Genomic DNA, 13,021 nt, shown 5'->3' on the forward strand with positions numbered 1-13,021 from the left:
TTAAAACTGTATATATTCTATGCTCACCATCTTATTTTACATACTGATCGGTATTCTTTTATTTCACGCGCTATACCATGTTGTACTATACAGCAATATCGCTTTTAATGGAGCCTTAAAAAGTAGGCCTACACAGCAAGACCTTCCCGTTTCTGTTGTGGTCTATGTTAAAGATAATGAAGCTGAGCTTCCGCAATTTCTCGAGGACTTACTTGCACAAGACTATACTGCTTTTGAACTTGTTTTAGTCAACAATGCATCAGAAGATGAAAGCTTAGAAATCTTAGAACAATTTGTTGCTCAACATCGCTTTGCGAAACTAGTCAACGTAGAAAATAACGAAGCCTTTTGGGGCAACAAAAAATACGCTTTAACACTGGGAATTAAGATAACTTCTTTTGAAAACTTACTTTTCACAGAACCTAGCGTACGTCCTAATTCACCACATTGGATTGCGAGTATGGCCTCACTTTTTACCACCAAAAAACAAGTGGTAATTGCCCATACGTCTCTAGAAAAAAAGAAAAAAAGTTGGAGTAATAAATACGCAAGGTTCCAGTACTTCTTGAAATCCCTACACAATTTTGTGTGGATTGAAATGGGAAAACCCCTCTATGGCAATAGCTATAACCAAGCGTACAAGAAAAGTCTGTTCTACAAAGTAAATGGATTCATTAAAGAAATGAAAATTCCACAAGGAGAAGAACAAGAATTCATCAGACAAATTGCCACCAAAGCCAATACGGCAATTACCATAGCACCTGAGAGTATGAATCGCTTAGACGAGAAAAGTTCGTGGAATAACGCTTTTAAAATTCAGATAACATACGACTTACTTTTAAAGCGAACTAGCATTTTCAATCAATTCAAAGTGCGCTTCTATCATTTTAGTATCTTAATATTCTACGTTCTACTTGTGTTTCTTTTACTGCACTTATATCAATGGGAAATCGTACTAGCTATCTTTGTAATTCGACATTTAATCAGTACCTTTTACTTTGCAAAATTGCTAAAGAACTTCAATGAAAAAGATTTGGTTTGGGTATTTCCCTTTTTTGAAGTTATCCACATACTATTTGGCCATTATTTTGCGTTTAAACACTTTATCACACGTAAGAAAATTTGAAAACAAGCTCAACAAATCAAAATATAGAAGCGGCAAAACAAGGCGATCAATCTGCGTTTACTTCGCTGTTAAATCAATACTGGTCAGAAGTATATCATTTCATCCTAAAACAATCAGGCAATGAAACGGATGCAGAAGATATTACTATCGAAACCTTCTCAAAAGCTTTTAGCAGTATTGAAACCTATGACGATAAATTCGCTTTTAATACGTGGTTACTCACCATTGCAAGAAACACCCATATCGACTTAATTCGAAAAAGAAAAAACGTACATTTTGTCGATATCACTGATGAAAATCAACAGTACAACAATATTATAGACGATTCTGCTACTATTGAAGATGAATTAATCCGAGAGCAAAATTTAGAAATATTCAAGAATTATATTCGCCTACTAAAACCACATTATCAAGAAGTTATTGAATTGCGATTCTTTCAAGAACTGTCGTACAATGAAATTGCAGCCATCCTCAATGAACCGTTAAACAACGTCAAAATTAAAATTATGCGAGCAAAAAAATTACTCGCAGAAATTATCTTGAAACAAATCGATCAAAATTTCACTATCTAATCCCACTAATACCTAGACCATTTTATCAAAATAGAGTACATATTCTCTTACCCCATTACTTATTTCTCGAAAACTACAAGATACCTTGTCTTCCTATTTTATTTACTCGATCTGTTTTTGTTCTCTAAACACAGTAAATAAGGATCACCTTCATTCAAAGTAGGCTATATAATACAATAACCCTTGTACAAAAGTGGCTAGTCTTTCACACAAGGGACATCAAAAAAGCAACGACAAAAAACTTATCTTATAGTCCACCGTATCGCACAAAACTTCCCAAAATTAGCATTGCCAGACTAATAACCGTTACGGCAATCATGTGAAAAGTCATTAATGGCAGTTTATGTATATTGGTTTTCAATCGAGGCAATACATAAAACTGTGCACTCAACGCCAGGATAACAATTGCGAATAACAAGCTTAATTTAAGTGAAATAACGCGTTCAATTGGCGTTTCAAAGGCAAACCAATGCGCTATTTTTACATTATACAGGTAAGCCATTCGCACACCCGTAATCAACATCACCAGCAAAGCAGGCATGCCAATCCACTCATATCGACGTTCAAAATTAAACAGCTTTTCTACCGATTTCTCCTTCCACACTTGAGGCAATATGACAGTACACAACAATATATGTCCGCCTACCCAAATCGCAGCCCCAACCAAATGGAGAATCAATAAAAGATGTAACTCATTCATAACTTTAGTTTTTATTAGATGAATATAAAACCTTGATTCTACTCCTCCATTTCCCTCTTTTTCTGTCTTTTTGTTTCCCTCGACGTATAAAGAAAACTTGCGGTAGAAAATGGCTGTTTAAACAAAATAATACGAATAGCATTCTTGACTCCAGCCATTCTTTGCTTGTACACAAGAGCCGTCAATCGACGGCTCTTGTTCTCTACAAAAAAATTAATTCATTTTTTGTTCTAGTACCACAGCACTTGGAAATAGTATATTATTCTCTAAATGAATGTGTTTATGTAAATCTTCTTCAAATTCTTTGAGCATCGCAAACGTCACTTTATACGTATTACACGCATCTGCAGGTGGGGTGTAATTATTGGATAAAGCCGCTATTTTTCGGAATCGCTCCCCTTCATTATCATGCTCGTGCATCATCATAGCCACTGGATTTTCAACCGTTCCAAAATGTGGAGCTTCAATTACTTGTCCCGTGATTGTTGCTGATACCATTTTTCGCACAAAAGGGAATAACACCAGTTCTTCTTTTTTCAAGTGCTGACTGAGTTCTTGTGCACATCCCGTAAACAGCTCATTGATTTCAAAGAGTTCTGGATGTCTTTCTCCATGTACTTTACTTAGTTTATTTAAAAACTGTAGCAATACCGGAATTTTTTCTTCCACATAGCGGTGGTGTGTTTTTTCAATGTAATCAGCCAATAAATCCAATGGCCAATGTCTAAAGTCGATATTATTTTCAGCTTGTTGACTTAATACGCGTTCTAATTCACCTAGTAATTCCTCTTGGTTTACCGTCTTTTTTTCACATACCTCATCGAGTGTACGTCCACCTTTACAGCAAAAATCAATTCCGTATTTATTGAATACAGCTGCTGTTCTAAAATCTTCTGCTACAAAAGAGCCTATTGTTCTATTTTTCATGCTTGTTTTTTAGTTTAATTCGACTGTCATTAAAAGACTTTTTTATCCTTTATTTTACTATAAAAAAAGGGAATTGCTTTCCCACTCCTTTACCTTTCCATCAGGTCATGCTTGCACATTAAGCCACTTGTTATAACAACTGACTCTACTATAGCTATCACTTATATTATTGCTTTAAACGCTCTCCTTTTTCCTTTTAGGACCTGTCCAAAATCAAACATCAGAACGAATAGCATATGCACAAGCTTTAGAAAACATAACTTCAACTTTACACTACAAAGATACATCATTTTTTCAAATAAAGGACAAATAAGTCTTTTATTGTGAAATAAAAAAAGCGATAAGTCTTTTCGTGCTTATCGCTTTGCTATTTTCTTTACTTAATTACCTCAATACAAGGGCAACAATCAAGTCTCTTTTTAATTCTTCATTGAGCATCTTGACAATTTTATCCTTGCCATAACCTAGTTCATCTCGAACAATAGAGGAAGATAACTTTACATAGAGCGTGTTCTTTTTAAAAGCGATATCCTGCGTATAAGAAGCGATACCTGGTCCCAATACAACTTTCCAAGCCTCATAGACATCAAACTCATTCAACCCATTGTCTAAATTGTTTTCTGTTCTAAAAAGCTGCATTAAATCAGCTATCCCCTTGCCTTCTCTTACACGAGGACTTACTTTATTGCGTTGATAAGGATTGTATTTACTCACTTTTATTCTTTGATTTGTATCGGATGTGCTCGTTTGTAATAGTATTTAATTTTAGTTTCATTTTCCATCACCATTTTATCTTCACTGATTGACAATACTTGTTCTTCCCAGGTAGAAAATTCGGTTTTGTACTCCAGCCAAATTGCCCCTTCTTTTTCTTTGATAGCAAAAGCTTCGGGTCTATCATTGGTCAAAAACTCCCCATTAAACTGTGGTACTACTTTATAGCGCACCCCAGTTTGATCTTCTTTTAATTCGAAATAATCAATCGTGGCATTAATGGAATAATCTTTTTCGGTTCCATCAGGTAATTGTGCTTTTTCAATTTCCCAATACCCGTTGATATACGCTTGGATGTCGGTCACATCGGCTTTCGATTGACAAGCCTGTAAAAGTACAACCAAGAGCAGGCTAAACATAATTTTAATACTGCGCATCCTCTAGTTTATTTAAAAAACGAATCGACAAATTCGTATTTGTTGAATACTTGTAGATCTTCGATTCCTTCTCCTACGCCAATATAGCGAACAGGAATTCTAAACTCATCAGAAATACCAATCACTACGCCTCCTTTTGCTGTTCCGTCTAACTTCGTCACAGCTAAAGAAGTCACTTCTGTTGCTGCAGTAAATTGTCTAGCTTGCTCAAATGCATTTTGTCCAGTTGACCCATCGAGAACTAACATTACATCGTGTGGTGCATCAGGAATTACTTTTTGCATGACGCGTTTCACTTTAGAAAGCTCATTCATCAGGTTCACTTTATTGTGTAAACGACCAGCTGTATCGATAATCACAACATCTGCATTTTGCGTTACGGCTGATTGCAACGTATCAAAAGCCACAGAAGCGGGATCACTTCCCATTTGCTGACGTACAATTGGCACATCTACTCGATCGGCCCATACTTGCAATTGATCAATCGCAGCAGCTCTAAAGGTATCAGCAGCTCCTAATACTACGTTTAATCCTGCTTTTTTAAACTGGTAGGCCAATTTTCCAATTGTTGTTGTTTTACCAGCACCATTCACCCCTACGACCATAATAACATAGGGTTTTTTATCTTTTGGAATTTCGAATTCAGTCGATTCACCTAAGTCTGTTTCGGACAACAAACTGGCAATTTCCTCTCTCAAAATTTGATTCAACTCTTCTGTTCCAACGTATTTATCACGAGTAACTCTTGCTTCAATGCGATCGATAATTTTCAGCGTCGTATTCACTCCTACATCAGAGGATACTAACACTTCTTCTAGGTTATCTAAAACATCGTCATCAACTTTGGATTTACCAGCTACTGCTTTGGTTAATTTAGAGAAAAAAGACGTTTTAGATTTTTCTAATCCCTTATCTAAAGTTTCCTTTTTTTCTGAAGAAAAAATTCTTTTAAAAAAACTCATAACGTTCCTATTAGTTTGTACAAATATAAAGAATAAAAGTATATCATTTTATAGCAGTTGGCTATAACTTGAAAGGTATACAAATGAAAAAAGCTACCTAATAAGGCAGCTTTTTTTCAAGATATCTAATGGTAAATTACTTTTTACTCAAGAATTCATCTACAAAATCAGGAGCCATAACAGACTCAACAAATGTGTAAGCACCTGTTTTTGGAGATCTAACCATTTTAATTGCTTTAGTCAACTTCTTAGAAGATGTTCTTAAAGTAGCTACGGTTTTCTTTGCCATGACTTAATTATTTAATTTCTTTATGAATTGTTACTTTTTTCATGATAGGGTTGAATTTTTTAATTTCCAATCTATCAGGTGTGTTTTTCTTGTTCTTAGTTGTGATGTATCTTGAAGTACCTGGCAAACCAGATGCTTTATGTTCAGTACACTCTAAGATTACTTGGATTCTATTACCTTTCTTTGCCATCGTTTTCCTTGTTTTTTATGGTCGAATTATTTTACTAATCCTTTTACTCTTGCATCTTTCAATACAGCAGTAATCCCTTTCTTATTAATTGTTTTTAATGCAGTGGTAGACAATTTTAATGTTACCCATCTGTCTTCTTCAGCAATGTAAAAACGTTTTTTAATTAAGTTTACAGAAAACTTTCTTTTAGTTTTATTCATCGCGTGAGAGACGTTGTTTCCAACCATTGCTCTCTTTCCAGTAATTTCACAAACTCTTGACATTATATCTAATCTTTTATTTCAATATTCAAAATCAGGGTGCAAAGTAAAGAAAAAGAATTTTATTAAACAAAATCTTTCGACTATTTTTTTAATATTTCGTTATAAACCAACTCCAAAGCACGGCTAATGGCGCGTTCAATCACCTGTTCTCTAGGTTGCCCCAATTCGCATTTTATTGCATAGGCCCCATTTTTAGAGGCTATTCCCAAGTATACTGTTCCTACAGCAGCATCCGAATCTCCTTTAGAAGGTCCGGCATTTCCCGTGGTAGAAATCGCATAATCAGCCTTGAATTTTTCACGAGCCTGAATGGCCATTTCACACGCCACTTGTTCACTTACGACACTGTGTTGGGCGATGGTTTCACTTTTAACACCTAATACGGCAACTTTCGCCTCTGTGGCATACGTTACCATTCCTCCTTTAAAAAAGGTGGAGGCCCCTTCTTTTTCACTAAATAGCACAGCCAATCGCCCTCCTGTACAACTCTCTGCACAAGCAATTGTTTTACCTTCAGTTTTTAATTTTTCAATCACCACTTCAGATCGACTCAAATCGTCATACGCGCGAATCTGCGCTTTGACATTCGCCGGTATAGCAGCAATAAGTTGATCCAACTTCGTTTCGATGCGCGCTTTATCAGTTCCCGAAGAGGATAAACGCAAGCGCACCCTACCTCTGCTTGGCAAATAAGCCAATTGTACCTCAGCAGGTAGTTCATCTTCCCAATCGGTTAAGTATTCGGCCAACAAACTCTCGCCAATGCCATAGACGACAATCGTTTTATGTACATTAAAACGCAGGGTAAATCTCTCTTTTAAAATCGGCGTTAGTACAGAAGAAACTATTCCCTTCATCTCAAAGGGAACGCCAGGTAGTGAAATATAATGTGTCTGCCCTTTTTGCATCATCATACCAGGAGCAGTTCCCAATTGATTAAACAGTACTGTCGCTTTCGATGGCACTAAGGCCTGCTTGCGATTCAAATCCGAAATAGGACGCTTAAAATAATCTTCAATCAGCGCCTTCACATGAGCAAATACCGCTGCATCTTCCACCAATACATCGTCGAAATAGCTACAAAATACTTGCTTCGTCAAATCGTCTTTTGTAGGTCCCAATCCCCCCGTAATTACCACCAAATCTACGCGATCTTGTTGGCGTTGCATCGCTTCTTTTATCGCGCTTTCCGCATCGGAGATCGACAACATTTCCACAAGCTCAAACCCCAATTTATCAAGGTAATTCGCTAGGTAATTTGAATTGGTATCCACAATCTGTCCAATCAATATTTCATCTCCGATGGTTATGATACTCGCTTTCATTCTACTGCTATTTGATAATCTTTCTTGATTTCTTTCGCTGCAGAACGAATGCGTTTTCTCAGCAATTTATAAACTTCTTTGATCTCTTTGGTTTTTCCTTTTTGTTCCAACCATTGCTGCACCGTATTGAATTCTTCATACGCCTGATCCATGCCTAAGGTTTCCATTATTGGCTGTAGGACTTTGACGTGTTTTTGAAGTTTTTCATAATTTTTTGCATCAATGTGCTTTTTCATTTTATCCAATCGCTTTGTCATCTGTTGCACGTAGTCAATCAGTTCTTCCACTACAAGTTCTTCCTTGTTATTGTGTTTGTCATACAGCGATCTCACATCATAAAAAAGTGCCATAACCAATTATTTTACGATTAAATCAAATACTTTTTTATCTCCTAAAAAGCCTTCTAAGCTATCTCCAGGAGCTACACGTCCAACCCCAGCAGGCGTACCTGTGAAGATTAAATCTCCTGTTTTTAGGGTGAAATATTTCGATATTTCTGCAATTAGCTCCTCTATTTTCCAAATCATTTGATCCGTTGTTGCTTGTTGTACAACCGTTCCATTTTGTTTCAATGAAAAAGCCAGTTGGTCTAAAGAACCTACGGTTTCTTTCGCTATAAAATCACCAACAAAAGCAGAATTATCAAACGCTTTTGCCTTTTCCCAAGGCAGTCCTTTTTCTTTCAATTTGCTTTGCAAATCACGAGCAGTAAAATCAATGCCCAACGAAACTTGTTCGTAATACTTGGACGCAAATTTAGCATCGATATACTTCCCTACTTTGGTGATTTTGACTACTACTTCAGCCTCATAGTGAATATCCTGTGAGAAATCGGGAATAACGAAGGGAAATTCCTTTCCCAAAAGAGCGGTATCCGGCTTGATAAATAAAACCGGTTCATCAGGTCTTTCATTATGGAGCTCCGCAATGTGTTCCACATAATTTCTACCCACACAGATTATTTTCATACGACTTCTCTTTTTATAGTTTATTATTGAGTTTTCTCAATTTAATTGCTGTCAACACTTTTTTGGTGTACAAGGGAAAATCTGCATTTTGAATCCATCCATAATACCCTGGTTCATTTTCCAACACTTCTTCTACCAAAACACCTTTGTGTTTTCCGAACGTAAAGACTTCTTGCCCCTCTTCATTCAAGGCAATAAAACCAGCAAAATCTACGCTTTTCTTTCTCGTAGTAAATTCAGCTAACGAGCGCATATCATTTTCCAAATCTTCGTAGCGATCCAATTGAGCTTTTAAGATCTCATAGGTTGCATGGGTGTCTGCCGCAGCTGAATGCGCATTTTCTAAAGTTTCATTACAATAGAATTTATACGCCGCACTCAACGTACGTTCTTCTTTTTTGTGAAAAATAGTCTGAATATCCACCGTTACGCGATTCCCCAAATCAAAGTCAACACCTGCACGCAACAGTTCTTCTGCTAGTAAGGGAATATCAAAACGATCCGAGTTAAATCCAGCTAAATCAGCATCTTTAATCATTTGATAAACCAAGGGAGCTAATTCTTTAAACGTCGGTTCATTCGCCACTTGCTCATCTGTAATACCGTGAATCTTAGAAGACGCTTCTGGTATTGGACGCTCAGGATTAACTAACCACGTTTTGCTCTCTTTATTTCCATTGGGAAATACTTTTAGAATTGCGATTTCTACGATTCTATCTCTTGCCACATCGATTCCTGTTGTTTCTAAATCAAAAAAACAAATAGGTCTATGTAATTTCAACTCCATATTTCTTGGTTTATTTAGCTACAAATATAACAAATGTATAAGTTTAGCCAATACAAATTGCCCACTTAACTTTTTGGTTGTTCACTTTTTGACTGGGTAACTCCCTCAGTACTACGTTTAAAAATCCCCCAGCTATAAAAAGCAAAAGCTGTACTTTTCAGAACAGCCCTTGCCAAAGTTTGCCTACAAACTTGCTTCACAAAAAATTTTACTCAAAAGGAGATTTTTTCACCTCTGCTGGAATATCACTGGACAAACTACCCAGAAAAACAGTAATATCCTCTACTTGTTCTTGAGTCAACGTTATATTGGTTTGCAGACTAGCCATAATGCGTACGGCTTCTTTTAAGTCTTGTACAGAACCGTCGTGAAAATACGGTCCTGTATGAACGATATTTCGCAAACCTGGTACTTTAAAAAAGTAATTTTCTGTTTCTTTTTTACTTAAATCAGCCAATCCTTTGTCAACTTTTTCAGATTTAGTTTCCATCCAATAATCGCCATAGAGTCCAAATTTTTGAAACATCTGTCCTCCCATTGCAACACCACTATGACACGTGGTACAACCCACAGCCATAAAGGCTTCCAATCCTTTTTGCTCCTGTGGGGTTAGTGCATCGCGATCCCCTTCTAGATAGTGATCAAATCGACTAGCGGGCATTAAGGTACGCTCAAAAGCACCAATGGCATTAGTAATAGTAGAAAAGGTAATTGGCTCTTTCATTTCGGGATAAACGGAAGCGAACTTCTCTTTATACAAATCGACCTTACGCAGGCGTTGTTCCAGTTCTCTTTCATCCTTGATGTTGTGTTCGACAGGATTTAAAATAGGGCCTCCTGCTTGTTCTTCCACATCCTTTGCACGTCCATCCCAAAATTGCATGCTGTGCAAAGCGGCGTGAAACACCGTAGGCGAATTACGTCCACCTAATGACCCGTCATCTCCAGGTGAAAAAGCGAGATTATCCACCCCATAGGTATTCAAATTATGGCAGGAATTACAACTGATATTCCCTTCTTTTGACAATCGCGTATCAAAATACAAATACTTTCCTAGTGCAACCTTAGCTGAATCTAATTGAGGCAATTCAACGGAAGAAATAGGTTGAAAGAACGTTTGTGCTTGGGTTAATAACTCCGCATTTCCCTTCTGAACAAATTCGAACGCCTTCGACTTATCCCCTTTACATCCAACAAAAGATGCCACTAAGACAACTAATACAAGTTTTTTTATCATAATTCACACTGCTTTTAATTCTAGTATTAAATTACAGCCAATTTTTTTCTTAAAGCCTGATAAATATCACGCTATTTAGTAAAATTGTTTTAAAAAATTACTACCATTTCAAGTATAATAGCCCCCACTTTTGAACTAAAAAGAGCTTAAAAACTAATTTTATTTAAATTTCATTTTGTTTTATTGAACTTTTATCTTATTTTGGTCTTATCGAATCACACCAAATTTACTTATGAAAAAACTATTTCTTCTTGGCATACTAGCATTGGCGCCTCTTGTACAGAGTTGTCAAACTACTGAAACTATAGTTTCTTCTCCTTATACCTTGGATAAAAGTAAAACCAAAGTTTTTACAGCGAAGACCTTTATGTTTAAAAACTATTACTTTACGTACAAAGACGGTAAAGCAACTTTGGTGTATCAACAAGACAGCAAACTAACAGGTGGCGCACAAACGCCTATTTTCCTTACGTTAGAAGAAGATCAAACCTCAAAGAGAAATCAATTATTTGTAGATTCATCGGGGCAAATCTCAGTACGTGTTATCAACAATAGCCAAGTAAAATTGCGCCTAGACAAAGCAACTTATACGTTATACACTGAAAACTACTTGGAAGATGTCCACCCCGATACAGAAAAAATATTGGCCGATGTAGCTATTTGGCGAAAAGATAATTATTAATACCCTCCATAAAACTAAAAAAGGACAACCCAATCAGTTGTCCTTTTTTTATTCCCGCTATCCCATAAAAAAAGTTCCCAACTAGGTTGAGAACTTTTTTTATTCGTTTACAATTAAAATACTGGTTAATCCAAATATTCCTTTTGGTGATGATCAGCATAATTAACGATCTCATCGTAATTATCATTCTCATACTCGTTCTCACCTGAATCAAAAAGAACAACGTTTAATCGTTTAAATAACAAACCTAACATTTGTTTTTGTCCTTCTACATCAAGATCAAATTGCATTTTTACCAAATGTTCTTTGAATGGCGTACTTTTAACTCTGTCAATACAAAGCATGGTTAATTCAAAATCTTGAATTCCTTGTAGAGAAACCCCTACAACCTTAAAACGCTCTTGATCTACACCGAAGTACTCCCCAATACTGCTGATGTAATTACCTTTGTTAACTGCAATCATATCTGATATGTCTGCAGCTACAGTACCTTTGAAATCGTTATACTGTACTTTTGCTTTCATAAACAACAAATTTTAATTTTTTTTCTACTGTGAATTTAAGAAATATTACCTTATTTATAAAATGAAGCTATACTTTTACAAAACAGTCAACTTTACAGCAGTTAAATTAAATTTAAACAAATCAATTTATTAAATTAAAACACATAAACTACAAAAATAACCGACAATCAAGTACAAATACAAAATTTTAACACCAAAAACACATATAAAAGCAGTAAACAATTCAAAAATTTAAGAGTAAACTCAATAAATAGAAATTTTTGAATAACTAACATTCACTTTTCAAAGGTTAAATTGGAAGTTGTAGGCCTATTTTTTATAAAATAACTCTTTCTAATGGGCCGTGTGGGGAATGATTTGCTCCGCATAAGGCTTGAATTTTAGCAGTTTGTGCGTTAGGATTTACGCTCTTTGTATTTTTATCCGATAAAAAGAGCCCAAGGCTCATACAAGCAAAAAAAAAGGAAAGACGATGTCTTTCCTTTTTTTTCTCTCTCTTTTTCTATAGCAATAGAACAACGGCTTGTAATCTTTTTCATAGCTAATAATATACTTACTTGCTGCTGTTCTATCCTTAAGACAAGAGTCACGGACAAAAGTCACTATTTTAAATATTTTTTAACACATTGCTTCTCCTCTTACAAACAAATTCAAGGTATCTGGAGACAAAAATGGGATATTTAATCCCAACCCTCGGATAATAAACAGCATTCCAATCAACACAATTACAACGGGATAGTACTTCATTACGTTACGTCTAAAGCCATCTGAGAATAGGTTTTTAAAATAGATCACCAAACTCATTAAGGGAATGGTCCCTACACCAAACAAAGCCATATAGGCCATGCCTAATAAAACATCTTGCGTCGCTAAAGCGCCAAATAAAGCGACATACACCATACCACAAGGTAAGAAACCATTGAAAAAACCAATAAAAAACAACGCATTAGGTGACTTCTTTTTAAACTGTTTTCCCAAGGAAGATTTAATCCAGTTCACAAAGCGATAAAGCGGTTTTAATACATAAAAATTTCCAATGCGATTCGTAGGAACGAGCGCTAAGACGATCATAATAATTCCCACCACAATAGACAATTGTTGTTGAAATCCTGCTAGGTATAATCCTTTGCCGAACAAGCCAAATACAAAACCTAATAAAGAATAGGCAGCTATTCTCCCTATGTGATAGGTGAACATCTGCCTAATTTTTAACACTGGATTGTTCTGACTAATTGGCAACATCAAGGCAATCGGCCCGCACATTCCGATACAGTGCAGACTGCTCACTAAGCCAAATATAAGTGCCGAAATCAAAGTC

At 36.0% G+C, this 13,021-nt stretch carries 18 protein-coding genes; 3 read left to right on the plus strand and 15 right to left on the minus strand.

All coding sequences use genetic code 11. The features are described from left to right. Positions 1 to 19 precede the first annotated feature (19 nt). The gene (locus ACPDHL_RS08265) at positions 20 to 1,126 is read left to right on the plus strand and encodes a glycosyltransferase (RefSeq protein ID WP_430532303.1); all 1,107 of its coding nucleotides are present in this window, start codon (positions 20 to 22) and stop codon (positions 1,124 to 1,126) included. Continuing rightward, a complete protein-coding gene (locus ACPDHL_RS08270) occupies positions 1,123 to 1,698 on the plus strand; it encodes an RNA polymerase sigma factor (RefSeq protein ID WP_430532304.1) in 576 nt (191 codons plus the stop codon). Before ACPDHL_RS08265 ends, ACPDHL_RS08270 begins: the two co-directional genes overlap by 4 nt. Positions 1,699 to 1,945: 247 nt before the next feature. Here ACPDHL_RS08270 and ACPDHL_RS08275 read toward each other — a convergent pair whose 3' ends face one another. From ACPDHL_RS08275 to ACPDHL_RS08335, 13 genes are all read right to left on the minus strand, one after another. Then, complete coding sequence (locus ACPDHL_RS08275) at positions 1,946 to 2,398, minus strand: CopD family protein (RefSeq protein WP_430532305.1); 453 nt, start codon at positions 2,396 to 2,398, stop codon at positions 1,946 to 1,948. A gap of 213 nt (positions 2,399 to 2,611) precedes the next feature. Continuing rightward, positions 2,612 to 3,325, minus strand: coding sequence for an iron-sulfur cluster repair di-iron protein (gene ric / locus ACPDHL_RS08280; RefSeq protein WP_430532306.1), 714 nt, complete (start codon positions 3,323 to 3,325; stop codon positions 2,612 to 2,614). Positions 3,326 to 3,709: 384 nt separating this feature from the next. Beyond that, positions 3,710 to 4,039, minus strand: a complete 330-nt coding sequence (locus ACPDHL_RS08285; RefSeq protein WP_430532307.1) for a DUF721 domain-containing protein — start codon at positions 4,037 to 4,039, stop codon at positions 3,710 to 3,712. Positions 4,040 to 4,041: 2 nt separating this feature from the next. After that, entirely contained in the window at positions 4,042 to 4,476 is a 435-nt protein-coding gene (locus tag ACPDHL_RS08290; RefSeq protein WP_430532308.1) for a lipocalin family protein, read from the minus strand. Between the two features lie 8 nt (positions 4,477 to 4,484). After that, entirely contained in the window at positions 4,485 to 5,438 is a 954-nt protein-coding gene (ftsY, locus tag ACPDHL_RS08295; RefSeq protein WP_430532309.1) for a signal recognition particle-docking protein FtsY, read from the minus strand. A 136-nt stretch (positions 5,439 to 5,574) separates the two neighbouring features. Continuing rightward, entirely contained in the window at positions 5,575 to 5,727 is a 153-nt protein-coding gene (locus tag ACPDHL_RS08300; RefSeq protein ID WP_002990306.1) for a DUF4295 domain-containing protein, read from the minus strand. Between the two features lie 7 nt (positions 5,728 to 5,734). Continuing rightward, positions 5,735 to 5,917, minus strand: a complete 183-nt coding sequence (gene rpmG, locus ACPDHL_RS08305) for a 50S ribosomal protein L33 (protein ID WP_002990305.1) — start codon at positions 5,915 to 5,917, stop codon at positions 5,735 to 5,737. Between the two features lie 26 nt (positions 5,918 to 5,943). After that, entirely contained in the window at positions 5,944 to 6,180 is a 237-nt protein-coding gene (gene rpmB, locus ACPDHL_RS08310) for a 50S ribosomal protein L28 (RefSeq protein ID WP_430532310.1), read from the minus strand. Positions 6,181 to 6,260: 80 nt separating this feature from the next. Next, complete coding sequence (locus ACPDHL_RS08315) at positions 6,261 to 7,505, minus strand: competence/damage-inducible protein A (RefSeq protein WP_430532311.1); 1,245 nt, start codon at positions 7,503 to 7,505, stop codon at positions 6,261 to 6,263. Further along, the gene (locus tag ACPDHL_RS08320; protein ID WP_430532312.1) at positions 7,502 to 7,855 is read right to left on the minus strand and encodes a hypothetical protein; all 354 of its coding nucleotides are present in this window, start codon (positions 7,853 to 7,855) and stop codon (positions 7,502 to 7,504) included. The genes ACPDHL_RS08315 and ACPDHL_RS08320 overlap by 4 nt, the downstream gene beginning before the upstream one ends. Positions 7,856 to 7,861: 6 nt before the next feature. Then, positions 7,862 to 8,473 carry a fumarylacetoacetate hydrolase family protein gene (locus ACPDHL_RS08325; RefSeq protein ID WP_430532313.1) on the minus strand — a complete coding sequence of 204 codons (612 nt, stop codon included), beginning with the start codon at positions 8,471 to 8,473 and terminating at the stop codon, positions 7,862 to 7,864. A 13-nt stretch (positions 8,474 to 8,486) separates the two neighbouring features. Further along, positions 8,487 to 9,260, minus strand: coding sequence for an exonuclease domain-containing protein (locus ACPDHL_RS08330; protein WP_430532314.1), 774 nt, complete (start codon positions 9,258 to 9,260; stop codon positions 8,487 to 8,489). A gap of 208 nt (positions 9,261 to 9,468) precedes the next feature. Then, positions 9,469 to 10,497 carry a cytochrome-c peroxidase gene (locus tag ACPDHL_RS08335; RefSeq protein WP_430532315.1) on the minus strand — a complete coding sequence of 343 codons (1,029 nt, stop codon included), beginning with the start codon at positions 10,495 to 10,497 and terminating at the stop codon, positions 9,469 to 9,471. 232 nt (positions 10,498 to 10,729) lie between these two features. Between ACPDHL_RS08335 and ACPDHL_RS08340 the strand changes: the two genes are divergently transcribed. Continuing rightward, positions 10,730 to 11,179, plus strand: a complete 450-nt coding sequence (locus ACPDHL_RS08340) for a hypothetical protein (protein WP_430532316.1) — start codon at positions 10,730 to 10,732, stop codon at positions 11,177 to 11,179. A gap of 125 nt (positions 11,180 to 11,304) precedes the next feature. On the opposite strand, the gene ACPDHL_RS08345 is transcribed toward ACPDHL_RS08340, so the two are convergent. Together ACPDHL_RS08345 and ACPDHL_RS08350 are read right to left on the minus strand one after the other, a co-directional pair. Then, positions 11,305 to 11,703, minus strand: coding sequence for a hypothetical protein (locus ACPDHL_RS08345; RefSeq protein ID WP_430532317.1), 399 nt, complete (start codon positions 11,701 to 11,703; stop codon positions 11,305 to 11,307). 618 nt (positions 11,704 to 12,321) lie between these two features. Then, positions 12,322 to 13,017: a sulfite exporter TauE/SafE family protein gene (locus ACPDHL_RS08350; protein WP_430532318.1), complete on the minus strand. Its 696-nt coding sequence runs from the start codon at positions 13,015 to 13,017 to the stop codon at positions 12,322 to 12,324. Between the last annotated feature and the right edge of the window lie 4 nt (positions 13,018 to 13,021).

It is taken from the genome of Myroides sp. C15-4 (assembly GCF_050522745.1).
Taxonomy (GTDB): domain Bacteria; phylum Bacteroidota; class Bacteroidia; order Flavobacteriales; family Flavobacteriaceae; genus Flavobacterium.